General features: G+C 46.6%; 18 protein-coding genes and 1 rRNA gene. 7 read left to right on the top strand and 12 right to left on the bottom strand.

Annotated elements, in window-relative coordinates; translation table 11 throughout:
- From AC58U0_RS31395 to AC58U0_RS31385, 3 genes are all read right to left on the bottom strand, one after another.
- Window positions 1–109: ribosomal RNA gene (locus tag AC58U0_RS31395) — 16S ribosomal RNA — on the bottom strand; the annotation flags it as partial.
- A 378-nt stretch (window positions 110–487) separates the two neighbouring features.
- Window positions 488–1276: a DUF2935 domain-containing protein gene (locus tag AC58U0_RS31390; RefSeq protein ID WP_497382734.1), complete on the bottom strand. Its 789-nt coding sequence runs from the start codon at window positions 1274–1276 to the stop codon at window positions 488–490.
- Between the two features lie 257 nt (window positions 1277–1533).
- Window positions 1534–2484, bottom strand: a complete 951-nt coding sequence (locus AC58U0_RS31385) for a DMT family transporter (RefSeq protein WP_497382733.1) — start codon at window positions 2482–2484, stop codon at window positions 1534–1536.
- A gap of 150 nt (window positions 2485–2634) precedes the next feature.
- Here AC58U0_RS31385 and AC58U0_RS31380 point away from each other — a divergent pair, with 150 nt between their 5' ends.
- Window positions 2635–3975, top strand: a complete 1341-nt coding sequence (locus AC58U0_RS31380; protein WP_497382732.1) for an aminotransferase-like domain-containing protein — start codon at window positions 2635–2637, stop codon at window positions 3973–3975.
- Between the two features lie 100 nt (window positions 3976–4075).
- On the opposite strand, the gene AC58U0_RS31375 is transcribed toward AC58U0_RS31380, so the two are convergent.
- On the bottom strand, window positions 4076–4663 hold the full coding sequence (locus AC58U0_RS31375) for a TetR/AcrR family transcriptional regulator (RefSeq protein ID WP_497382731.1): 588 nt from the start codon (window positions 4661–4663) through the stop codon (window positions 4076–4078).
- A gap of 386 nt (window positions 4664–5049) precedes the next feature.
- Here AC58U0_RS31375 and AC58U0_RS31370 point away from each other — a divergent pair, with 386 nt between their 5' ends.
- A complete protein-coding gene (locus AC58U0_RS31370; RefSeq protein WP_497382730.1) occupies window positions 5050–6249 on the top strand; it encodes an asparaginase in 1200 nt (399 codons plus the stop codon).
- 62 nt (window positions 6250–6311) lie between these two features.
- On the top strand, window positions 6312–8039 hold the full coding sequence (locus tag AC58U0_RS31365) for an asparaginase domain-containing protein (protein WP_497382729.1): 1728 nt from the start codon (window positions 6312–6314) through the stop codon (window positions 8037–8039).
- A 61-nt stretch (window positions 8040–8100) separates the two neighbouring features.
- On the opposite strand, the gene AC58U0_RS31360 is transcribed toward AC58U0_RS31365, so the two are convergent.
- Window positions 8101–9150: an NAD(P)/FAD-dependent oxidoreductase gene (locus AC58U0_RS31360; RefSeq protein WP_497382728.1), complete on the bottom strand. Its 1050-nt coding sequence runs from the start codon at window positions 9148–9150 to the stop codon at window positions 8101–8103.
- 196 nt (window positions 9151–9346) lie between these two features.
- Here AC58U0_RS31360 and AC58U0_RS31355 point away from each other — a divergent pair, with 196 nt between their 5' ends.
- From AC58U0_RS31355 to AC58U0_RS31340, 4 genes are read left to right on the top strand one after another with little or no spacing between them, the layout of a single operon-like run.
- Window positions 9347–10192, top strand: coding sequence for an ABC transporter ATP-binding protein (locus tag AC58U0_RS31355; protein WP_497382727.1), 846 nt, complete (start codon window positions 9347–9349; stop codon window positions 10190–10192).
- The gene (locus AC58U0_RS31350) at window positions 10143–11066 is read left to right on the top strand and encodes an iron-hydroxamate ABC transporter substrate-binding protein (RefSeq protein ID WP_497382726.1); all 924 of its coding nucleotides are present in this window, start codon (window positions 10143–10145) and stop codon (window positions 11064–11066) included. Before AC58U0_RS31355 ends, AC58U0_RS31350 begins: the two co-directional genes overlap by 50 nt.
- Entirely contained in the window at window positions 11063–12073 is a 1011-nt protein-coding gene (locus AC58U0_RS31345) for a FecCD family ABC transporter permease (protein WP_497382725.1), read from the top strand. Before AC58U0_RS31350 ends, AC58U0_RS31345 begins: the two co-directional genes overlap by 4 nt.
- Window positions 12070–13080 carry a FecCD family ABC transporter permease gene (locus AC58U0_RS31340; RefSeq protein ID WP_497382724.1) on the top strand — a complete coding sequence of 337 codons (1011 nt, stop codon included), beginning with the start codon at window positions 12070–12072 and terminating at the stop codon, window positions 13078–13080. The genes AC58U0_RS31345 and AC58U0_RS31340 overlap by 4 nt, the downstream gene beginning before the upstream one ends.
- A gap of 61 nt (window positions 13081–13141) precedes the next feature.
- On the opposite strand, the gene AC58U0_RS31335 is transcribed toward AC58U0_RS31340, so the two are convergent.
- The 7 genes from AC58U0_RS31335 to ebgA form a co-directional block, all read right to left on the bottom strand.
- On the bottom strand, window positions 13142–14122 hold the full coding sequence (locus tag AC58U0_RS31335) for an aldo/keto reductase (protein WP_497382723.1): 981 nt from the start codon (window positions 14120–14122) through the stop codon (window positions 13142–13144).
- Window positions 14123–14229: 107 nt separating this feature from the next.
- Complete coding sequence (locus tag AC58U0_RS31330; protein WP_497382722.1) at window positions 14230–16062, bottom strand: hypothetical protein; 1833 nt, start codon at window positions 16060–16062, stop codon at window positions 14230–14232.
- 28 nt (window positions 16063–16090) lie between these two features.
- Complete coding sequence (locus AC58U0_RS31325) at window positions 16091–16297, bottom strand: sensor histidine kinase (RefSeq protein ID WP_497382721.1); 207 nt, start codon at window positions 16295–16297, stop codon at window positions 16091–16093.
- A 662-nt stretch (window positions 16298–16959) separates the two neighbouring features.
- Entirely contained in the window at window positions 16960–18519 is a 1560-nt protein-coding gene (gene gcvPB, locus AC58U0_RS31320) for an aminomethyl-transferring glycine dehydrogenase subunit GcvPB (RefSeq protein ID WP_497382720.1), read from the bottom strand.
- The gene (gcvPA, locus tag AC58U0_RS31315) at window positions 18516–19937 is read right to left on the bottom strand and encodes an aminomethyl-transferring glycine dehydrogenase subunit GcvPA (RefSeq protein ID WP_497382719.1); all 1422 of its coding nucleotides are present in this window, start codon (window positions 19935–19937) and stop codon (window positions 18516–18518) included. Before gcvPA ends, gcvPB begins: the two co-directional genes overlap by 4 nt.
- 27 nt (window positions 19938–19964) lie before the next feature.
- Window positions 19965–20747 carry an SDR family NAD(P)-dependent oxidoreductase gene (locus AC58U0_RS31310; protein ID WP_497382718.1) on the bottom strand — a complete coding sequence of 261 codons (783 nt, stop codon included), beginning with the start codon at window positions 20745–20747 and terminating at the stop codon, window positions 19965–19967.
- The gene (ebgA, locus tag AC58U0_RS31305) at window positions 20744–23905 is read right to left on the bottom strand and encodes a beta-galactosidase subunit alpha (protein WP_497382717.1); all 3162 of its coding nucleotides are present in this window, start codon (window positions 23903–23905) and stop codon (window positions 20744–20746) included. Before ebgA ends, AC58U0_RS31310 begins: the two co-directional genes overlap by 4 nt.
- Between the last annotated feature and the right edge of the window lie 137 nt (window positions 23906–24042).

Below are 24042 nucleotides of genomic sequence, written 5' to 3'. Positions count from 1 at the left end.
TACTCACCCGTCCGCCGCTAACTTATCCCGAAGGATAAATCCGCTCGACTTGCATGTATTAGGCACGCCGCCAGCGTTCGTCCTGAGCCAGGATCAAACTCTCCATAATAGTAAAACTATTTGAAAGCTTAATTGCTCATTTGCGTTGCTAGCGAGATTTTGCAATCTCTTTTTTGAACGATTTCTCGTTCGTGCTTACTCACTCGTTGTTCAGTTTTCAAAGATCAATTTCTTTCGTTCACTGCCGTGTTACCGAAGCAGCGAGAAGTAATATACCATATTGATTTTTATTTTGCAACTAGTTTTTTTCTAGTTACTTTCACCAGCCTGTCTTGCGACCGGAGTGATAATATAACATGGATTCCAAACACATAGCAATGTTTTATTTTTCCAATTTAAATGTTTTTTTAAATATAAACAAAAAAAGCAGATTCCATTAGGAACTGCCCTTTTTTAGCGCTTTCTTAATATTGATTCATTTTAGGAATTACATGACCCTAGGTTTTGTGGGATCACAATTGTGCGGGGGAATAACTCCGCTTTGAGATAACTTCAATAAATAGTAACACTCTTCGCGATACATATGATCCGGCACGAGAGGGTTAATCCGCGATAACAGCTCTGCACTTAGCCCAAGCTCCTCGACTTCTTTTAAGAAAGCCATGAATATAGACATTTCCATATTAACATCAGAATGGAACTTCATAATTGAAGGGTAACTGGCTCGCAACGTACGTAAATAACCTGTAAGTTCAATCGCTTTTAAATAAAACTCATTGAAATTTTTCTCAAATTGCTCACTTTTCTTGATCAACCTCTTCTCTACCACATCCAAGTCCGTCGCAATAATTGCCGCATGACCTGCAGCATCAGTCAGCCAAAGCAAATCATGATGCAAAGGAGCATACTTCGGGACCGGCTTACCATCCATGAGCACGATAAGTATTTTGAAGTACTCCTCAAGCTCATTCACCATATGATTGAGAAATGTCGGAGTTAAGCCAAGCTTTATTTGCCCGAGTAAAGAACGATCTAAAAGATTCAGTTTATACTCGCGTAAGTTTGTCGTTAAATCGTAAGCTTGTTTGTTTAATTGAGCCAAATTGGTAACTTCCTTCATTCGCACCTGATTAAGGATTTGATCATATTGATTTATGAAGGAATGGGAGATAGCTATATCTTTGGGCTCCACAGGAGCAAGGGCATTATAAATAAACCTCGCATGATCCCCTAATATTTGCAGCCAAAATCGATGCTCAAATAACGTTTGATCCATCAGCTCGTGCCCCTTTCCCGCTAATACTTTACCTAATTGTATGTAACGACCAAATGATAAAAAACCGATCCATGTTACTTTTTTAGAGAAAACGAAAAAAGACGCCTTGTGGCGTCATAGTGGCAGCAGCTACCTAGCATATATAGAAGCTTCTAGAATCTCTTCATAGTTAGGAAAGGATTCTTAGAACTCGAATGATTCTACTTCAGCGCGGGAATTAATAACATAACTGCGTTCTCACATATTCCATTCACTCCTTACCCACTTATACGATCAGCTTTAACCTTTGGCAAAGCCACTTTATATCGCCCCAAATATTGCGTCCCGATGACCCCTGTTAGAATCATCACAGAACCGATCAAGTGATACACCGTCACTTTTTCCCCAAGAAAAAGGGCTCCCGCAGCTATGGAGACAATGGTTGATAAATTAGTGAACACGCTCATTTTGGAGGCTTCTATCTTAGACAAGACATAGTTACCTGTCAAAGCTGTCACCAGTGAGGAGAACAAGCCTAGGAAGAGAATAGCCACAATAAATGAAGGGTTAGACAGCGGTGTAAGAAAGGCCTCAAATGTCCCCGCACTAGCATGACTTGAAAGCGAAACAATAAGAAAGGTAGCAAATCCGATACCGAGCATAAAATAACTGATCTCCGCTGGGCTAAACTGTTTCGAAAGCGAACGAGCCAGAACACTGTATCCAGCAAATGCCACACAAGTCAGAACTAACAGGATAATCCCTGTCATGTTTGACCAATCCAGCTTACTCCCCCTCATGATGAATATAAATAGAACGCCGAATACAGAGAGGAAAATCGATAGTTTCTGCAAGAAGTTAGTGGTTTCCTTTAGAAACAATGAGGCAAATACCATCGTTACGATCGGCGTAAATGCGTACAGGATACCTCCCTCTGCCGAAGAGGTATGCATAAGCCCATACGCTTGAAGTGTAAAGAATCCTAGTGGATATGTTGTTGCCAGCAACAGCGCTTTGATTAGCGGCTTGCCACGGTAATTCAGCTTAACTAAGCCGAGTGCAACCGGGATGGAAAAGACAGCGAACGAAACGGCAAAACGGTAAGTGAGCGTATCGAGCGGGTTAGCATGATCAAGAGCTATTTTGGCAAACAAGAAAGAAAATCCAATGATCACCGCGTTTAGTACGGCAAATAGATAGGCAAGTTTGATTCCTTTTCGGTTTTTCATATTTCCCCACACTTCCTAACGAATTTATGGTACTTTATTGGTAATGGTGCCGGCCGGCTGTTGGTAATAAGCATAGGACGAATACGGTCGTACTACAATCTATTTACGGACCAACTGTACCGGTACAGTTAAAGGGCGGGGGAAATATATATGCATAAATATTCGCTTATTTTCAATGACATCGAACGGCGAATTGAGGATGGACAAATACGATCCGGGCAAAAACTGCCCTCAATAAGGGAGCTGTCCATCACCTATTCTTGCAATAAAAGTACGGTCATTCGTGCCTATTCCGAGCTTGAGAGCCGCCATCTCATTTACTCTATCCCCCAAAGCGGGTATTATGCGGTACAGAAGAGAACAGATGGCATCCATCCTACGGAACAAGTGACCTATGATTTCTCTTCGGGTGCTCCAGACCCTGAGCTTTTTCCATATCTGGATTTTAAGCATTGTATAAATAAAGCGATTGACACTTATAAGAACGAACTGTTCGTATACGGAACTCCGCAAGGATTGCCTTCGTTATTGAAGGTGTTGACCAAGCATTTGGCCAACTATCAGGTGTTCACGAATCCTAACAACATACATATAACATCAGGCGTGCAGCAAGCCTTATCCGTCTTGGCTTTGATGCCTTTTCCGAATGGAAAACGAGGGGTGTTGCTTGAACAACCGAGTTATTATTTGTTTATCAGACTTTTGGAACTTTATCAAATCCCTACTTTTGGCATCACAAGAACGGTTAGTGGCATCGATCTAGATGAATTAGAACGCTTATTCCGTACGGAAGATATTAAGTTCTTCTATACAATGCCCCGGTTCCATAATCCTCTCGGCAGTTCTTATTCAGAACAAACGAAGAAAGCAATTGCTCAACTAGCCAAACGCTATGACGTGTACATCGTCGAAGATGATTATCTGGCTGACTTGGAAAACGATACGAAATCCGACCCCATCTTCGCTTATGCTTCAACCCATGTTGTTTATTTAAAAAGCTACTCTAAGATTTTGTTTCCAGGATTACGCGTGGGCGCAGCCGTCCTTCCTACAGACCTCACGCCCACGTTCAGCAACTACAAGAAATTGTCGGACATCGACAGTTCCATACTCTCGCAAGCAGCATTAGAAATTTACATTCAAAGCGGTATGTTTGAAAGGCGCAAGCGTAAAATCAGAGATTCTTATTCGCGTAGATTGAGGCATTTGAATAAATCCTTGCTTGCAAACAGTGACAATGCATACCTACCTCCATCTCAGGCGATCTCGGGTGTGTACACTCATATCATCGTCCCGGCTCATCTGCACATCCCAACCCTGTTGGATAGATTACGAAAGCAGCGTGTAATTCTGCAGGACCTCGAACCTTATTACTTACCTGCGTCTAATCCTGAGCATTTGTTAAGTCTTAGCGTAACGCAAGTATCAGAGGAGCGGATCGAAGCCGGCGTACGGCTTATTGCGGATGAGATCAAGCGGATGCTTAGATGAAAACGGAGCTCCTTCAGCTCCCAGAAGGTAATCAAATACCTATTTATAGCAAAAGCCCTTCTGATTACTATCATCAGAAGGGCTTTAATACGCATATATACTAGGAGATTCCGAAAATAAGCAGATCCCAAACCGATGCAAATTCCTGGTGAATCGTGTCTGATGACCACTCTTTCGCATGTGCAGGATGATGAAAACGCGAAGTAGCAATAAAAATAGCTCTCGCAGTTACGTTAGAATCAACGGATTTAAATTCCTCGGACTTCATTCCTTCTTCGATAATTCGGGCAATCTGATCGATTAATTGATTGACATGCATAGTGATCATTTCAACTGCTTCTAATGTAACAGCCGCGTACATGGTAAACATTTCGGAATCGTTGACTGCATAGGTCCTCTTCGTATGGATTAGGGTTTCAAACCACGAGCGCAAACGTTCGGTAGCACTACCACCAGACTGGGAGGCAATCGTTTCTAAGGGATCTAAAATAATTTTGTGCAGCCATCTCTCCGTTACCGCCTCTCTTAATGAGGCTTTACTAGCAAAATGCCGATAAAGTGTACCATGGCTTACCTGAAGTGCCTTAGCCACATCGACAACGGAAGTTTTGTCAGGTCCATAACGCCGAAGCACCTGTTCCGCCGCGTCTAGTATAGCTTCCTTCGTTAGTGGAAGATCATTGGACATGTTGGCCCCCCCTCTCTATTAAACTCCATAATAGCACAATAAGTATCAAAAACAAAATGACAATATCGTTATTTTGTATTATGTTTTACTTCTAGGAGAAAAAACCATGCTACCGTGATTAGGATGTAGAACTTATTATGTAATGTTATCTAACATTTAAATAACATATACTTGTTAATCATTTTTATTATATTGGCTTTTCCAGAGTATCGGAAATAAAACACCAACCTAAAAAACATAGAAAAATTAAGCATTTATTCGATAATTGAATGTAAAATACATTTGTTATCGCTTTCTATGAGTTTCATTAATTTGTCAGTTTATCTAACACGATATAAGATTATCTTGTCTTACATACCAACATTATTCACGGGAGGTAATATTTCATGACATTAAATCGAAGCAAAAAAGTTTTTAAGCGTGTCCTTTTTTCTTTACTTACTATCACTATGTTGGGAAGCGCCTCTTCACTAGCAATCGCAGCGGATGCCCCAGCTCAACCGGCTAGCTTTCCGATTCCTGCTCTTTCGGACTCATTTAAGCAATCGTCACTCTCTAACGTTATCGTCATCGGAACTGGCGGCACTCTAGCTGGCAAAGCAGAAGATAGCACAAGCTTTCAGAACTATAAAGCAGGTACATATCTAATTGAAGACTTGGTGAAACAACTGCCGGGTAAACAGAAAATCGCTGATGTGACAACCTACCAATTCGGAAACAAAGGGTCAGGCGGCTACACCATCGCAGATCTGTATGATCTTTCGCAAACTGTGGATCAAGCGCTTCAGATTTATGATAGTGCTGTAGTTACAACTGGAACCGATACCATGGAAGAGATTGCTTACTTCCTTGATCTGACTGTTCGCAGCGAAAAGCCAGTTGTCGTAACCGGCGCTATGCGGCCTTGGGACGTCATCGGTACAGATGCTCCTGCCAACCTGTACAATGCTATCAAGTTGGCAGGAAGCGGCAAAATGAAATGGTTTGGCACAGTCCTTATGTTGAACGATGTTGTTCACGCAGCTAGGGAAGTGACGAAGACCAACGCACAGCGTATGGACACCTTCGAGACACCAATGCTTGGCGCACTGGGGTACATTGACGAGAATAATATCCGTATTTACCGCGCTCCTGCACGAGCAGTAAAAGCTGGTACAGCGGATTGGTCCACACCTTTCGATTTGAAGACGATCACGAAAGATAAACTGCCTGCCGTAGAAATTGTCTATAGCTATCAAGAAGCAGGCGGAGGAGCTATTAAAGGCCTAGTTGCAGATGGGGCCAAAGGGATTGTAACAGCTGGAACCGGCGCTGGCGGTATTTCAGCCAAAATGACGGCAGCCCGTACGGAAGCAATTAAACAAGGCGTACTCTTCGTTACCACTACGAGAACGGGTTCAGGTACGATGTATCCAGGAACTGCCGATGGCATTATTGCAGGTGACAACCTCAATGCGCAGCATGCTCGTCTCATGCTTTTGCTCTCACTTGCATTCTCGAACGATCAAGCCAAAATCAAAGGCTGGTTCGCTAATTACGGTACACAAGATGTCAAAATCGATGCTCAGATTCCTGCTGCTCCTTAAGTCCTCCAAGACAGAAGAAATGCCAGTATCGGCCATCCACATAATAAGGAGGTAAACCATTCATGATATGGACTCAGCATAGCAAAAATAGTCGTATGAGAAGGCTGTTCGCTCTTCCCCTTATCGTGTCTTTGTTAGGCACCATGTTGGCATTTGGAGGAGCGGCAGCAACCGCCTACGCGGAAGAAGTTGCTCCTAAACCTGCCAGCTTCCCGATACCAGCCCTTTCCGATACGTTTAAGCAATCCTCGCTTTCGAACGTGATTGTTATTGGGACCGGCGGGACCTTAGCTGGCAAAGCCGAGGATAGCACGAGCTTTCAGAACTATAAAGCAGGCACGTATTTGATTGAAGATCTCGTCAAACAACTGCCTGACAAACAAAAAATCGCCGATGTGACGACTTACCAATTCGGTAATAAAGGCTCGGGCGGCTACACCATCGCTGATCTGTATGATCTTTCCTTAGCAGTCGATCAAGCGCTTGAGGTATACGATAGCGCCGTGGTTACAACTGGTACGGACACTATGGAGGATATCGCTTATTTCCTCGATCTGACCGTGAGAAGTCCTAAACCAGTGGTTGTAACTGGCGCGATGCGCCCTTGGGACGTCATCGGAACCGACGCACCTGCTAACCTGTACAACGCTATCAAGTTGGCCGGCAGCGGCAAGACCAAATGGTATGGCACTGTGATCATGCTGAACGACGTCATCCAAGCGGCTAGAGAAGTTACCAAATCGAACGCACAACGGTTGGATACATTTGTGACTCCAATACTAGGCGCACTTGGGTATATCGACGAGAACAATATTCGTATGTATCGTTTGAATGGTCGCGCCATGAAAGCCGGAAAAGCCGATTGGGCAACTCCATTCGACTTAAAGGCCATCACCAAGGATAAGCTGCCAACCGTTGAAATTGTTTATAGCTACCAAGAAGCAAGCAGCGGTGCCATTCGCGGTTTCGTCGCAGACGGTGCGAAAGGGATTGTTACTGCGGGTACAGGTGCAGGCGGTATTTCTGCCCAAATGAGCGCAGCCCGCAGCGAAGCGATTAAACAAGGCGTTGTGTTTGTGACGACGACAAGAACGGGCTCAGGCACGATGTATCCGGGAACGACGGATGGCATCATTGCCGGTGACAGCCTGAATGCACAGCATGCCCGCCTTATGCTTCTTCTTTCACTAGCGTTCTCGAGCGATTACAATGCGATCAAAGGCTGGTTTGCGACATACGGAACACAGAGTATTGGCGTGGATCCATCCGATATTGCGAAGCATTGGGCAGAGCTAACCATCGTGAAAGCGATCAAGGACGGCATCGTCTCGGGCTACCCTGACACTTCGTTTAAACCGAACAAGAATGTTACTCGCGCAGAATTTACAGTGATGCTGATGAATGGTCTGAAGCCGGTTGGTGAAGGGGTGAAGCTATCTTTTGCCGATGAGAAAGAGATTGGTACTTGGGCTAAAAATGCCGTTGCGCAAGCTGTCAAAGCAGGATTTATCCAAGGCTACGACGATGGTACATTCCGACCGAATGAACCGATTACCCGCACGGAAATGGCGGCCATGATTGCAGGTGCGATGAGTCTGAAAGCTGATTCTACTGCAGCTACAGGATTTATCGATGATCAAGACATCCCAGCATGGGGTAAAGGTGCCGTCATTGCACTTAAGCAAGCAGGTGTAGTGAGCGGCAACGAAAGCAACCAATACGCTCCGAGCGGCTCTACGACAAGAGCTGAGGCTGTAACGGTCATTATTAATATGCTGAACAAGAAATAATAGCAAGCTCTGATAAGCCCCTCTTTGTATGGTTTTTTCATACAGGAGGTTTTTTTAGTTTCTAGGTCATCATTCGTTTGACTAAATCTCGATTGCGCTTTTTAAAAACTTCATTATGCGAAGACACTATGGCAGCCTTATTAGCATCCGGTTGGATGTATTGCTTTGCTTTATTTACTGCGTTTGCAGCGTCTTGGAAAGCACCGGCTATTAAATGCAGCTTCCCATCGTGGTGTAAAATATCTCCAGCCGCATAAATTCCATCTATCGAAGATTCGCTAGCCGCATTACCAGCAATGTAATAGTTATCTGCGATCGCAAGCTTTACTTCACTATTTTTAAGTAGTGTTGTATCACGTTCATAACCATGATTAATAATCACTTCATCAATGGGCAAATACGATACCTCACCTGTTTCATGGTTGGTAAGTTCGACACGTTCAATGACTTCATGATTACTGCTAGCAACCAGTTTGGTTATGGACGTATGGAAGAAACAAACAACGGAGCTCTCCATGAGCTGCTTTACTTGTGCCTCGTGACCTGTTAAAGCCTCTTTTCGATAGGTTAAATAAACGTTTTTGGCGATAGGCTCTAGTTCATTTGCCCAATCAATGGCAGAATTGCCCCCGCCAGAAATGATCACCGTTTTGTTTCTAAAATGCTGCAAAGACTTCACGGTATAGTTCAAATTCGACACTTCATATCTCTCTGCGCCTTCGATCTCCAGCCTTTGTGGATTCAATATCCCCCCTCCAACAGCAACAATAACTGTTTTCGAGTAATGCTTTTGACCAGAAGCAGCTTGTAAGACAAAAATCCCCTCTTCATTACGTGTGATCGACTCTACCTTTTCATTCAGCACGACTTCCGGATGAAACGTCAATCCTTGCTCTACAAGATTATCAATAAGCTTTGCTCCTGGAATTGGCGTGTGTCCTCCCACATCCCAAATCATTTTCTCCGGATAGATATGTATTTTTCCACCTAGTTGGGTTTGATACTCAATAAGCTTGGTCTTCATTTCTCTAAGTCCACTATAAAAAGCGGAGTAAAGCCCTGCTGGCCCTCCTCCAATGACAGTCACATCATACAATTCCTGTTCTTCCATTTCCCGATCACTCCTCGGCTACGAAACGTAAATGATTATCATTCTCAATTAAATATACGTCTATTCTTCTCATTTGACAACCCAAAAAGGTGTTGACAAATAAAATTGTTCGCTTTATTGTGTGTATTGTAGTGAAATTGATAATCATTATCAGTTATTCAGTGGTACCTATTTTGAAATAAATGGAGGTTATCTCATGGTTCGCCTGTATACAGATCAACTAAACATTGGTTATGGTGAACGTTTAATTGTGAAAAATCTCAGTGTAGAGATTCCAGACAAGAAAATCACCACCATTATCGGAGCGAATGGCTGTGGAAAGTCTACCCTGTTGAAAGCAGCCACGCGGATTATTTCCCATCAATCGGGTTCAATCGTTCTAGATGGCGAACATATTGCCAAAGAACATACAAAGATACTCGCTAGAAAAATGGCAATTCTTCCACAAGCGCCCGAAAGCGCAAGTGGTTTAACCGTAGGTGAGTTAGTCTCCTATGGTCGCTTTCCTTATCAAACGGGCTTCGGGCGCTTATCGAAAAAGGACTATGAAGTGATCGACTGGGCGCTTGAAGTTACAGGCACCATTGACTTTAAGTTTCGTCCTGTAGATGCACTTTCCGGAGGACAACGCCAACGCGTTTGGATTGCCATGGCGCTTGCGCAAGAAACGGAGATTATCTTCCTTGACGAACCTACCACCTATTTAGATTTGGCGCATCAACTAGAGGTTCTAGAGCTTTTGCAAAAGCTAAATAGGGAACAGGAACGTACGATTGTCATGGTCCTACATGATTTAAATCAAGCGGCTCGTTTTGCCGATTATATCATCGCTCTTAAAGATGGTGAAATCGTGAAAGCTGGCACTTGCGAAGAAGTGATGAATCATGAAGTGCTTAAGAAAGTGTTTCACATTGATGCTGAAATCGGGCGAGATCCTCGAACAAATAAACCCATGTGCGTCACTTACAATTTAGTAAAGGGAGATAATCAAAATGAACAAACGACTAATTCCATTCCTGCTCTTCATCTCATTAGCTCTTAGTGCTTGCAGCAGCCAAACAACCCAAACAGAGAAGAACGCAGCGAAAGCTGAAAACAAACCAACAACCATTACCTACCAATCTGAAAATGGACCTGTCGAAGTTCCAGCCAATCCGCAACGCGTCGTTGTCCTTTCTTCTTTTGCAGGAAATGTAATGGCTCTAAAAGTTAATCTTGTTGGTGTTGATTCATGGTCTAAAATGAACCCGCGCTTCGAAACAACATTGAAAGCTGCGCAAGAAGTTTCCGATGAAAGTCTAGAAAAACTGATTGAATTAAAACCGGATTTAATCATTGGTCTATCCAGTGTTAAAAACGTAGATAAATTGAAGCAAATTGCTCCTACAGTCACGTATACATACGGAAAGGTAGATTATTTAGCCCAGCACTTAGAAATTGGCAAACTTTTAAATAAAGAAAAAGAAGCGCAAGCTTGGATTACTGACTTTAAAAAACGGGCGCAGAAAGCGGGAGAAGATATTAAAGCAAAGATTGGAGCGGACAAAACGATTTCTGTTGTTGAAAATTTCGATAAACAGCTTTACGTCTTCGGAAATAACTGGGGTCGCGGTACCGAAATTCTTTATCAAGAAATGAAGCTAGAAATGCCTAAAAAAGTCAAAGAAATGGCTTTAAAAGCCGGTTATTATGCCTTGTCTTTGGAAGTTCTTCCGGAGTATGCAGGTGACTACGTTATCTTCAGCAAGAACCCAGACACAGACAATTCGTTCCAACAAACCGATACCTACAAAAACATTCCAGCTGTTAAAAACAAACAACTATTTGAAGTCAATGCGAAAGAGTTCTATTTCAATGATCCACTAACCTTAGAATATCAACTCGATTTCTTTGTTAAAAGCTTAGGTAGTAAATGATTACGGAACATCAACGGTTCATTCCATTCGTTTATAAACTGATTGCTGGACTAATAGTCTTTGTGGGTATGTTTATTATTTCTATCGTATTTGGGGCCGCAGATGTTACCGTCAAAAATGTCTGGTTGGCCCTCACTTCACATGCCGCAGGTGATAAAATATCGATCATCCGCGAAATTCGATTACCTCGTGAAATTGCGGGGATTTTTGTTGGAGCCGCGCTAGCCGTTTCCGGAGCCATCATGCAAGGGATGACCCGAAACCCGCTTGCTGATCCTGGTTTACTTGGCTTGACCGCTGGAGCAAACGCGGCTCTGGCGTTTACGATTGCTTTTATCCCTACAGCCAATTACTTCGGGATTACGATTGCTTGTTTTATTGGAGCTGCTGTTGGTGCAAGCATCGTATTCGGTATTGGCGCAGTGAAAAAGGGCGGCTTCTCTCCTCTTCGAATTGTATTAGCCGGAGCTGCTGTATCAGCGTTCCTATACGCGATCTCAGAAGGTATCGGTATTTATTTTAAAATTTCAAAAGATGTATCCATGTGGACGGCTGGAGGGTTGATCGGCACTTCATGGGGCCAACTCCAAGTCATTGCGCCGTTTATTACGATCGGTATACTGATCTCCCTGTTCCTCTCCAGGCAGCTGACCATTTTAAGTTTAAGTGAAGAAGTGGCTGTCGGATTAGGACAGAAGACAACACAAATCAAAACCGCGCTTTTTATCATCATCATCTTACTCGCAGGTGCCTCTGTTGCGCTTGTTGGGAATATGGCGTTCATTGGTTTGATGATTCCACATATTGTTCGCGCCATTGTTGGAACCGATTATCGTTTCATTGTGCCAATGTCGGCAATTATAGGAGCTGCATTTATGCTTTTTGCAGATACCCTTGGACGTACGATCAATTCTCCCTATGAAACACCAGTAGCGGCCATTGTGGCGATGATGGGTTTGCCCTTCTTCTTGTTCATCATACGTAAAGGAGGAAAGGCATTCTCATGATTCATCCTCCCGCTTTAATAAAAAAACAACGGCTGCTGTTATATGGTTCCCTTATACTTATTACGATGACGATCGTGCTCGGGATGGGACTGGGATACTCCTCCGTATCTTATGATAGGCTGATTCCCACCCTTCTCGGTCAAGGTACCTTCAAAGAAGAGTTTGTTTTATTTTCGATCCGACTGCCACGCATGGTGATTACACTGCTAGCAGGCATGGCACTTGCCCTGTCGGGTGCTATTTTACAAGGAATTACGCGAAATGATTTAGCTGATCCTGGAATTATAGGCATTAACTCTGGGGCTGGTGTTGCTATTGCCGTATTCTTTTTGTTTTTTCCTATCCAGGCGGGATCGTTTATTTATCTGCTTCCACTTGTTGCTTTTATTGGTGCTTTAATTACGGCTTGCTTCATCTATGTGCTTTCGTATAATCGCACTGTTGGCCTTCAACCCGTCAGATTGGTGCTAATTGGAGTCGGGTTTTCGATGGCGCTATCCGGGGTAATGATAGTCATTATTTCATCTGCTGAACGGGCCAAAGTCGATTTTATTGCAAAATGGTTAGCCGGAAGTATCTGGGGTTCAGACTGGCCCTTCATTTGGGCAATTGTTCCTTGGTTAGCCATACTCATTCCTTTTACCTTATACAAAGCAAATCGTTTGAATCTCCTAGGGCTAGGCGAACCTGTAGCCATCGGCGTAGGTGTATCCGTTGAAAAGGAACGTATAGTCTTACTTTTAACCGCGGTTGCCCTGGCTGCTTCGGCCGTTTCGGTTACTGGTGGAATTGCCTTCATTGGACTCATGGCTCCGCACATGGCCAAAGCTTTGGTAGGACCCAGAAATCAATTATTTATTCCAGTCGCCATTCTGATTGGTGGATGGTTATTGGTAATGGCAGACACCATTGGACGTAACGTGATTGAACCGGATGGTATTCCGGCCGGCATTATGGTCGCTTTAATTGGGGCGCCGTATTTTATGTATTTATTATTGAAAAAATAATCTTGTATAAAACAAAAAAACTGAGCTCCATGGCATTATGGGTTCAGTTTCTGTATGTTTATTATCGGATTACGTTGCTCGATATTTCGCTGATTGTTTGGATTTCATTAGCAGTAAGCTTAAATTGCATGGCTTTTACATTTTCTTGAGCATGGTGAATTTTAGAAGCACCGGGAATGGCAAATACGGTTTCTCCGTGAGCGTTAATCATCCAATTCAATGCGATTTGTGTTGGAGAAGCATCGTACTGAACAGCTAGCTCTTCCAAGTGATCGATGAGAGGCTTTGATTTCTGAAGTCCTGATTGTTTAAAAGAAGACGTCCATTTCCTAGGACCCGTTATCCCTTTCACGAGATCAGGATTCTTATGGAATTTACCGCTCAGAATTCCTTGCTCTAATGGAGAGTAAGCAATAATTGCAATCCCTAACTCTTTAGCTGTCTCCATAATCCCATTCTCTTCAATACGCCGATCTAACAAGCTGTACTTCACTTGATTGGATGCTAAAAGAAGGCCATGCTCCTTCAGTACTCGGTGAGCCTCCCGCATTTGCTTTGCCGAATAATTACTCACGCCCACGTTTTGAATTTTACCGGCTTTGACCAATTGAGCCATGGCTTTCATTTCACTTGCTACAGAGGAGAATGAGTAAGGCTGATGTACTTGATGCAGATGGATCGTGCGATTATCTAAGTACCGAATGCGCTCATCGATTGTACTTACAATGCTTCCGGCTGTGCGAAAAATCGGCCACCATTTCGTAGCAATTCGAGCGTCATCCGCCAAAGACCCTGAATCTCGGAGAGCTTTCGAAAGCATTTGCTCCGACTGTCCTTTACCATACACTTCCGCTGTATCAAACCAATTGATGCCGCCTTCAAGGCTAATCTTAACGATCTTCAGCACATCATCGGCACCCAGCACAGGCCAAAACTTGCCTACTACCCCTTGCCCATTGCTAAATTGCCAGCAGCCAAGTCCAAGTGGTGAAAGCTCTAAATTCGTGCTTCCCAATTTACGGAGTAACTTTGTTTTCTCCATGACACTCACCTTTTTTTCAAATTGAATGAGGGATATCGTTCTTTGCAGAATTTAGTACAACTTAACACTACTTCGCTTACTGCTAAATAGCAACCTGGACGTGAAATTTAAGTGTTGAGTCGATCCACCAACTGCTGCCTGTACAAGCTGAGCGGTAAAACATGCTTGCCCCGTGCATTCAGATACCCATCTTTCCTCGGACGAGGATCATAGTCATTCGGTGCGCGTCCTTTCTTCATCTCACCAACGTGACCAATCGCGTAGTTTTGCGCGGTAGGCGGCTGCTGCAGCGTCAATTCTCCCTCCGTGTTCCAGGTGACATAATTCGCACCTGCCCAACCGTGTCCGCTGCCTAGCCAAATGCGGTCTTGGATAGCGATTGGCGCCTTCACATTATCGTACAGACCGCCTACCGACCAGCGATGATGCGGTTCACTTGTGTTATAGTCGGTGGAGGATTTGCAGTCGAGAAATACATTCGGTCCCGTCACCCACTTATCGACAACGAATGCATGCCTTGCTGTTTCCGTATAAGCTCGCTGGACTAAAATCATTTGTCCGCAAACATGAAAGCTGTAGCGGCGACCGCCGGTTATGATACTAACCATATCCAAAACCGTACAATCTTGAATGGTCACCCATTTGCTCCCGTAGTCGGCAAGGACAAGGCTATGATCAAGATGGTAACCTGTAACGTCACGTACCCAAGCATTCTTCACATGATTCAGGACGGCAAAGTTGGTTGTGTGATTTTCGTCAGCACAATACGGATCAAGAGCACCCTTCCGATCATCAATCTGTGTATCCGTCACAGAAGGATCGAATTCGACGTCAATCCGCATATTTTCTACGCCAACATGCTCGATCCGGTCTGGATCCTTATATTTGAACACCCGTGCCCCGCCCCAACGCAGCTCAATTGAATTAGTAAGCGGTGCGTCTACGCTTATCTTGTTGCCTTCCATATGAACGATGATACGGTCAAAATCAAGTTCAAATGGGCTCCACATCTTGGTTCCGCCGGTAATCGGCCGTTGGACTATGGCATCCATTCCGATTTCATGAATCCAAGCGTCGTTCCCATAGCGGCGCACAATGACCGAATCCCCGACTTGGAGATGACGCGCATCCGCCACATGGAAAGAATTCGATCCTGAAGGAACATATAGATCGGTAACCGTCGTACTTGTGTCTTCCAACAGCTTGACTCCGCTTGCCCCGCCAATTTCTAAAATATTTTTCTTGGTTGCACCTGTCGCATACAAGAGTGTACCGTCTTCCCCCTGTCCTTCTCCGCGAAGGACAACCCCGCTAGCTGCTATTTTCAGCGTTCCGGCCAAATGGTACGTTCCACGTCTCAGCAAGACAGCACCGCGTAATCCTTCTGGCGTAAGCGGAAGCTGGGACACCGCATCAATGACTTCCTGAATGCGTGCTGTCGCATCCCCTTCTCCAGGCTCGATGGTCATTTGCGTTTGCACATCCGGAAGCTGTATGCCGCCGCCCATGTAACCTGCATGAGAAAAATCTGCGATCCGATTTCCTTTGTAGTCCGGTATGTAAACAAGCTTACCATCCGTTCCCATATAAGCAATCTCAGATTGGTCGTTCCGAATGGCCGACGGGTCCTTTACATAAAAATAGAAGGCATCGTGCAGATCCGGATAACCGGAACGCGAGAATGTCAGCCGTAAGATGTGCATCCCAAACCGTTCAACCGTACCCGGGATCGCGATTTCTGCCTCATCCCCGAGTTGGAGGGGTAGTGACGTCAGGCGAATGGTTTCGCCTTTCTCTAGCTCTACAATTGCGCTAATCGTCATTGCTGCGTACGCATGAACCCGTACAGTCGGAAATAGGTCACCAGGCTGAAGTATAGCCGGTTGACCGATCTCCCTAATGAGAGTTGGGTGTTCTAACCATGTTCTAACGACTTCCATCATTTCCTCCCCTTGATTCAAATTTGTTCTATATGGATACAGGAAAAATCAGCCTGATTTTCGTCCCTCTTTCCAGCTCGCTATCAATTCTTAGACCATACTCTTCCCCGAACACCATTTGAATTCTGCGGTGTACATTTAGAATACCGATTCCGTCTTTTTTACCGTTGCTCTCGTCGCCTAATCGGTTGGCATTCAATTTCTCATGAAGCTCCGCGAGCTTATCATCCGTCATGGAAAATATTGTAGTTTTGAAAAGCGATCACCGACCCAAACAAAGGAATAGGGAAAAAAAAAAGATTCCCGGTATGGATAAGGCATAAACTGCCCAATTTTTCCGAATGTTGGTCCATCTTCCTTGTCGCACCCTAATCTGATATTTCGCTTGAACAGGCTCTTTGAGTTTGCTTAACGTATTTACCCCCTTCCTTGATCTTAGTTTGATTCTACTATGTTGACTTTCATCTAACCATGTAAAATCTTTTTGCCTAGTTGGGTTATTTTATGGTGTTTTTTGAGGGTTGCTCAAGCTTGCATACTCAAAGCAAGTTGTATTTTCTACAACATTAAGCTGGCCAATCCGCGTTTTTCCCGCGATTGTTGCACGGAATACAACATTTTCTCCCGAAAATAGCTTATTGACATGAAATTAGGCTAAATTGTTGCACATTATACAACAATGACAGCTTCGAGAGAAGAAAACTCTGGAATTGTTGTATAATGTGCAACATTAGCCCCTCACCACGAACACAAACCCAAATTTCTTAGCTTGCCAAGCTAAGGCCCTTAAGATGCTCCAAATATGAGGAAAAAGAACCTTCAAAACCACCGCGAAAGTGGATTTGAAGGCTCTTTTTCATCATAAGGCTATCTATCTATTGGCGGGAGAAAATAAGATTAGTCCGCTTGCGTTTTCTTCAGATAGGCCCGCCAAGTAATACACCATTCCTTCGGATCGTCGAAGCTGGAATGGTCAATGCGGTGCACAGTGCTGCGTGTTGGCGCATTTTTGACGATTTCCGGACTTTCGTAAGCTTCCTTCGAAATTTGCGCCAACGCGTTGATATATTCGTCGAGGTCTTCCTTGGAGTAAGACTCTGTCGGCTCCAAAGTAAACGGCTGAGGGACGACGTACGGATGATGGCTGGTCCAATAGTGCAGACCGAAATCGCACATTCTGTGCGTCACATCCTCCGTTGTAACGCCCGTTTCCCGTGCCATCTGCTCCCAGCTGTAACGTACCTGCTCCAGGCGGTTGCCCTTGACGTACGGAGCGGATGCACCGCGAATTTGCAATATTTTATGATACAAATAGTTGTTGTTGAGGACAGCCGTCTGCGCCACGTTCAACAATCCTTCCGCTCCGAGAGCGCGAATCCATGCATAGGCTCTTAACACAGTCTGTGAGACGCCATGAAAAATACGCACTTTGCCGATGCTGTTGTCGCCCGTCCGGTTCAGCACATACGCGCCGTCCTCCTGCTCCACAACAGGACCTGGCATAAAAGGAATCAACTCGTTCACGACGCCAAGCGCTCCCGTCGCCGGACCTCCGCACATATGCGGTGCCGCAAACGTTTTGTGCAGGTTGAAGAAGCACATGTCGAAACCCGCTTCCTTCGCCCGTGTCACGCCGAGCAGCCCGTTCGCATTCGCTTGGTCGTAATAGCAAATACCACCTGCGGCATGAACGATATCCGTAAACTCTCTGATTCTCGGGTTGAAAATACCGGTGTCCTCCGGGTTGGCAACGACAAAGCCCGCCGTACGGTCGGAAACGACCTTCTTGAGCGCCTCGATATCGGGAAAGCCATCCGCGTCAGGGTAGAGCGTAATGATTTTGTAGCCCTTGACCGCAGCGGTTGCCGCCTGCGACGGGTGAGAGAAGATCGTCGTAATGATCTCGTCACGCTGATCTCCTTCACCACGAGACTCGTGATAATTGCGGACGATGGAAGCCATCGCAAGCAGCGCTTGCGTGCCGCTGCTCGGCTGGAATGAGAATTTGTCCATGCCGGAAATTTCGCGCATGGCGAGATCCAGCTTGTAGAACACTTCCAGAATACCCTGAACGTTGCTAACATCCTGCAGCGGATGAAGCTCCGCCAGCTTCGGCGTGCGGATCATCATCTCGTTGATGCGCGGGATGTATTTCATCGTGCATGTGCCCTGCCCGATTTCTACGTTAAAGTCAGAGCCCATCGTTTCCTGCGAAAGCCGCAAATAGTGGCGAAGCACCTTCGCTTGACCGATTTCCGGCAGCTTCGGCAGCTCTGTCCTGCGCATCGGCGCAGGGATAGCCGAGACTCCGTCACCTACCGCCGAGGCGATCGCCGCTTCGATTTGCGGTACTTGCACCCCGCGTTCGCCTTCTTTATGCAGTTCGAAAATTACGGGTTCATCCCATTTAGCCTGATGAAAGTTTCTTACCTTACTTTCTCTGCGTATACGTTTCATACGGACATCACTCCTTCAACCGGACATGCTACACAAGCAGAAATCGCGCGAACTAACTGTTCAATCTCTTCCTGCGCGTGCACTTCGGTCACACAGTATAGGGCACACTGGCCAAGAGCGGGAAAATCGCCCGATAAGTCTTTGCCGCCTTGTATACCTAGTGCTAGCAGGGCGCGATGAATATCTTCGACCTTCTTGCCCGTTGCCGTAAAATCAACGACGAATTCTTTAAAGAACGGCGACCCAAAACGCACCGCAACTCCATCGATCTCCGAGAGCAGCTTTGCCGCATACTGTGACTTTTGCATAATCGTCTGGCCAAGCTCCTGCATGCCGTGAGGTCCGAGCAGCGCGAGATAGACGCCTGCCGTAATGCCCCACAACGCGGTTTGTGTGCCGACCGATTCTTTTCCTTTTTCGCGCAAGGCAAAAGAAGTGCGATCGTAAGCTACGTCTCCGAAGCCGTATTCGCCTTCAACGATCGTCGGAGCGATCCCGAACAAGCGGGATGGATATTCCATAACGAATTTTTCTTCATCCCGTGTCGCGATGAACCCGGCTTGACCGCCGCCATAGTTCATATGCATACCGAGCGGCTGCAATTCCCCGCAGACGATGTCCGCGCCGTACTGGCTTGGCGGCTTCAGCACGCCGAGCGAGCTGGGATCAACGCCGACGACACACAACGCGCCTACGCTATGCGCCAGATCTGCAATCTGCTGCCCTTGCGACTCAATAACGCCAAGGAAGGTTGGATTTTCAAAGTATACAGCCGCTACCTCTTCGTTCAGTTTACTTTGGAGGTCAGCCAAATCCAGCTCGCCTGTCTCACCGACGTAATCGACGAAGCTGTAGGATAAATCAGGGTTAATGTAATTCGCAATCACCATCAGCTTCTCAGCGTCAATATTACGAGGCATCAAAACGTGCTTCCGGCCCGTAATTCGACCAGCCATCCGCAAGGAAGTCGAAGCCGCTTGCGGCCAGTCGAACGTTGGAACGTTAACAACGTCCATATCAACGAGCTCCGCGAGCAAGCTTTGGTATTCGAACAGCGCCTGAAAACGGCCGTGATCTTCGTACGGTTCACCCGCATAGGCCGTCACGAATTCGGAACGCTGATTGATCTCATCGCAAACCGCTGGGATAAAATGCGGCCAGCAGCCAGCACCAAGAAAGCTGACGACATCTTTGACGCTTTTATTTTTAGCCAATAATCCTTCCACATAGCGCTGCAGCTCATATTCCCCTAGAGCCGGTGGCAGGTCCATCATTCGGTTCAATTTCAGCGAATCTGGTATGATATCGTACAAATCTTCGATACGCTGTACGCCTATTTCGTCCAACATTTGCCGCTGTACGTCGGGCACTGTATTAGGGATATAAGGATGTACTTTCTTTCTATCGTTCGTATTCATCTATAGCTGCCTCCTTATGAGTTTGTATTATGCCAAACCGCCGCCATCAACAACGAGCACGCTTCCCGTTACCCATGTGGATAAGTCGCTAGCAAGGAAAAGCACGGCACTTGCAATATCGCGCGGTGTTCCGAGCCGTTCAAGCGGGCGTCCCGACGCTGATGATACGAGAAACGAGCCTTCCTCTTGTCCGAGCTGCTTAGCTTCGTCCCGTAATAGAGGCGTATCTGTATCTCCTGGGCAGACGCAATTCACACGAATGTTGTCTTGGCCATGGTCGATGGCCATCGCCTTCGTTAGATTAACGACGCCAGCTTTTGCTGCGCAATAGGCGGCCGCCTTATCTCCACCTTTGAGCCCCCAGCCGGAGCCGGTGTTTACTATGCTTCCGCCGCCGCTTTGCGCCATGAACGGAATCATATATTTAGAGAGTAGATACACTCCCTTGAGTGAGACATCAATCACAAGATCCCAATCCTTTTCCTCTAACTCAACGACCGTCTTGCGGCGAATGACACCCGCATTGTTGAACAAAATATCGATATGGCCGTGGTCGCGCATAATGGCTTCGGCTGTTCGCTTGCAGTCTTCCCCAGAGGTCACGTTACATGAATAGAACGCAGCTTTCCCGCCGCCTTCCGCGATACTTGCCGCAGCGGCCTGTCCTTGGGACTCATTAATGTCCAGAAGCATGACATTCGCACCGAACTCGGCGAGCATGGTGGCTGTTGCCAATCCGATGCCCGAAGCGCCTCCCGTTACGACCGCTACTTTCCCTGTCAAATTGAGTGCGTCCCATGTTTTGTTCATTTTGTCATCGCTCCTTTTTTCGCTAATGCCGTTGGTGAAATCATTTCTTTATGATAAGGTGTGATCGCGAGTTCGAATCGGAACTTCTCAGCCTTTAATGCATAAGCAGGAAGCTGGGCTGGACCGCAGCTGTTGCTGCCGAGCCCATTTTGCCGATAGTCCAGGTTCAGCGTAATCGTATCTTTCGGCACCAATTCCGTATTGTGCTTAGCCTGTTCAAAGTCTTCGGCCCTATAACGATGAGCGGAAAATTCAAGCTGCGGCTGTCCGACTGCAAGCAGCCCAATGCCGCGGATGTTAGTAAGCGACACCCAAGCAACATCCGTCCGATTGCCGTTGTCCTGTGGAAATACGTATGGCGTATACAGTTCATCAACGGAAGCTTGGTAGAGTCCAATCAAATTGGCCCGCTTACTGTCGCTATAGCATTCGCCAGGTCCCCTGCCGTACCAGTTCACGCAGTCGAAATTACCCGGCAGCTCCATCCGGAGGCCGATTCTCGGCAGCATGCTCGGCAGCTTCCCAGGTCCATCAGGCTCGCCTTCAACCTCAATACGGACTTCACCGCTGCTGGAAACCGTATAACAATACGTACAACGGAACCCATAATCATGAACTGGCGGAGCGATTCGAACATACGTTCGAATGATGGCCGTCGAAGTTCCTGATTGCTCCCATTCCACCCGCTCTACGCGATGCTGCAGTCTGTCGAGATGCGCTTTGCGCCATTCCTCCACGATGTACATATCGTTGTCGATCGGCGCTCGCCAGAAGCTTAGTACAGGACCTTTTCCCGTCGAAATAACGTCCGTACCTTCGTGCCTCCACCCCTGAATCGTCCCTTTCAGCAGGTCGAATACGAGCTCGAACTGCGGCCCCGTAATCGCCAGCAAGTGCCCGGATGTCTTACACATTAACGGCTCGGCATCCACCCTAGGCTCAGTTCTGTCTAACGCATCCCGCTGATCGTTTGTTTGCATCCCTGCCGTCAGTGCCGTTAGTTGAAATTGCGCCGTCGCCACTTCATGACCCCTTTTCGCCCAGAGAACATCCTTGTTCAAGCAAAAACTCAATGTAAGCTGGCAATCCAAGTACACCTCTGAAATTCGCGATCCATTGGCAATCGGCAGTTCAATCGTTGCATTCCCTTGTGCCGGAATGTGCGGCAATTCCCGGGAACCGCTATCCAGCAGCTTGCCATCCCCGTACACCGACCAGAACAGTTCAAGCCCATTTAGAGATATAAAATCGTATAAGTTCGTAATTTCTAGCAAACCGAGGCTCAAGTCGACCTCTTTCACTTGTACCGGTTCAATGACTTTCTTGTATTCGAGCAGGCCCGGCGAAGGCGTGCGATCAGGGAAAATAAGTCCATCCAAGCAAAAGTTCGCATTGTTCGGCACATCGCCGAAATTTCCGCCATACGCATAATACGTCTTGCCGTCTTCCGTAGTCTGCTTCAGTCCATGATCGATCCATTCCCAAACAAAGCCGCCCTGCAGCCGCTTATGTTTACGGAACGTTTCTTGGTATTCCGTCAGTCCCCCTGGACCGTTGCCCATCGCATGCGCATATTCGCAAATGACATGCGGCAGCGCATAGCCTTCTTCCTCGGCAATTGCGGTCAGCTTTTCGACCGATGAATACATCGTACTGCTGAGATCAACAGCTTTCAGCTCTCGATCTTCTTCATAATGAATCAGTCTCGTCGGATCGTTCGCCCTGCACCAATCGGCCATCGCCATGAAATTGCATCCAAAGCCGGATTCGTTGCCGAGTGACCAGAAGATGATGCAGGCGTGATTCTTATCCCGCTCCACCATCCGCTGCACCCGATCTACGTATGCATCCTTCCACGCGGGATCGTCGCTAATGCGGCTAATGTTGCCGAGCGGTTCGAAGCCATGCGTCTCCAGATCTGCCTCATCCATCACGTACAAGCCGTACTCATCGCACAGATCGTAAAAGCGCGGATCGTTCGGATAATGCGCTGTCCGTACCGCATTGATGTTATGCTGCTTCATCAGAAGCACGTCCTGCAGCATTGTCTCGTAAGGCGTGATGCGTCCGAGCTCCGGGTGATGGTCGTGCCGATTCACCCCATTAAGCATGATGACAACGCCGTTTACATAAAAGTTGCCGTCCTTCAGCTCAACCTGGCGGAGACCGACGCGCTGCGGAACGATTTCTATGTCCTGTCCCTCCGCATTGGTCAGCGTGAGCAGCAGCTTGTAAAGCTGCGGATCCTCTGCCGACCACAGCTGCGGATTCGCCACGTCCAGTCGAAGCTCCACGACTTGCTCTGCCCCGCCGGGCAATGTCACATTGTTCGACTGTATGGCGCCAATCAGGGCAGTGCCCGAAGCGTCCAATAGCTGCGCACTCAGCATGTATCCAGCCATCTCATCTTCAAGCAAATTTGCGATACTTGCCTTGATGGCTAACAAACCGTGCGTATACCCTTCCGTCAAATCCGTCCGAATCGTAAAATCCCGAATCTGCACTTGCGGTCTTGCAAACAAACTAACATCGCGAAAAATTCCGCTTAGCCACCACATATCTTGATCTTCCATATAACTGCCGTCCGACCATTGAACGACCCGAACCGCAAGTGTATTCGAGCCGGAATGTACAAAAGGGGTAATATCGAATTCCGACGGTAAACGGCTTCCTTGACTGTAGCCGACCTCCTGCCCGTTCACCCAAAGATGAAATGCACTGTCCACGCCTTCAAATCGGAGCACGATTTGCCTGCCGTCCCACATCTGCGGAACATGAAAAGACTTGCGATAACAGCCGGTCGGATTATCCGAAGGCACATACGGCGGGTCTACGGGGAACGGATAGTGCAAATCCGTGTAATGCGGTTTTCCATAGCCTTGCAGCTGCCACATGCCCGGCACGTCCATCCGGTCCCAGCCGTCATCCTCATAATCCTCTGTATAAAAGTACTCCGGCGCGCTCGCCGGGCTTTCCGCGTACGCAAATTTCCACGTCCCGTTCAACAAACGATACCAGGGAGAATTCCCTCTCTCATAGGTGAGAGCGCTTTCTCTTGTCGTATAAGATTGAAAGTAGCTGCGCGGCTTCATCCTGTTTCGCTGCAGCACCTGCAAGTTCTCCCAATCGTTCGTTAACGCCCGAATTCCGGTTTTCAACGTCCTCGCCTCCCGTCATGATAGTATTCTATTAATGATTGCGCTTAGAATTGCTGTTAGTATAAAGGGAATCGGCTTGCAAAAGAACGGAATTCTAACGCCATTTTTGTGCCAAATTGTCGTTCACAAGAGCTTGT

The sequence above is a fragment of the Paenibacillus sp. J31P190 genome (genome assembly GCF_059692075.1).
Note: the sequence above shows the minus strand (reverse complement) of the source record. Positions and strands in the feature narration are given on the sequence as shown.

What these genes read in the sequence shown, in the direction of transcription:
- AC58U0_RS31390 (WP_497382734.1), bottom strand. Translation starts at nt 1,276, where the DNA reads ATGGATCAAACGTTATTTGAGCATCGATTTTGGCTGCAAATATTAGGG.
- AC58U0_RS31385 (WP_497382733.1), bottom strand. Translation starts at nt 2,484, where the DNA reads ATGAAAAACCGAAAAGGAATCAAACTTGCCTATCTATTTGCCGTACTA.
- AC58U0_RS31380 (WP_497382732.1), top strand. Translation starts at nt 2,635, where the DNA reads ATGCATAAATATTCGCTTATTTTCAATGACATCGAACGGCGAATTGAG.
- AC58U0_RS31375 (WP_497382731.1), bottom strand. Translation starts at nt 4,663, where the DNA reads ATGTCCAATGATCTTCCACTAACGAAGGAAGCTATACTAGACGCGGCG.
- AC58U0_RS31370 (WP_497382730.1), top strand. Translation starts at nt 5,050, where the DNA reads ATGACATTAAATCGAAGCAAAAAAGTTTTTAAGCGTGTCCTTTTTTCT.
- AC58U0_RS31365 (WP_497382729.1), top strand. Translation starts at nt 6,312, where the DNA reads ATGATATGGACTCAGCATAGCAAAAATAGTCGTATGAGAAGGCTGTTC.
- AC58U0_RS31360 (WP_497382728.1), bottom strand. Translation starts at nt 9,150, where the DNA reads ATGGAAGAACAGGAATTGTATGATGTGACTGTCATTGGAGGAGGGCCA.
- AC58U0_RS31355 (WP_497382727.1), top strand. Translation starts at nt 9,347, where the DNA reads ATGGTTCGCCTGTATACAGATCAACTAAACATTGGTTATGGTGAACGT.
- AC58U0_RS31350 (WP_497382726.1), top strand. Translation starts at nt 10,143, where the DNA reads ATGAACAAACGACTAATTCCATTCCTGCTCTTCATCTCATTAGCTCTT.
- AC58U0_RS31345 (WP_497382725.1), top strand. Translation starts at nt 11,063, where the DNA reads ATGATTACGGAACATCAACGGTTCATTCCATTCGTTTATAAACTGATT.
- AC58U0_RS31340 (WP_497382724.1), top strand. Translation starts at nt 12,070, where the DNA reads ATGATTCATCCTCCCGCTTTAATAAAAAAACAACGGCTGCTGTTATAT.
- AC58U0_RS31335 (WP_497382723.1), bottom strand. Translation starts at nt 14,122, where the DNA reads ATGGAGAAAACAAAGTTACTCCGTAAATTGGGAAGCACGAATTTAGAG.
- AC58U0_RS31330 (WP_497382722.1), bottom strand. Translation starts at nt 16,062, where the DNA reads ATGGAAGTCGTTAGAACATGGTTAGAACACCCAACTCTCATTAGGGAG.
- AC58U0_RS31325 (WP_497382721.1), bottom strand. Translation starts at nt 16,297, where the DNA reads ATGACGGATGATAAGCTCGCGGAGCTTCATGAGAAATTGAATGCCAAC.
- gcvPB (WP_497382720.1), bottom strand. Translation starts at nt 18,519, where the DNA reads ATGAAACGTATACGCAGAGAAAGTAAGGTAAGAAACTTTCATCAGGCT.
- gcvPA (WP_497382719.1), bottom strand. Translation starts at nt 19,937, where the DNA reads ATGAATACGAACGATAGAAAGAAAGTACATCCTTATATCCCTAATACA.
- AC58U0_RS31310 (WP_497382718.1), bottom strand. Translation starts at nt 20,747, where the DNA reads ATGAACAAAACATGGGACGCACTCAATTTGACAGGGAAAGTAGCGGTC.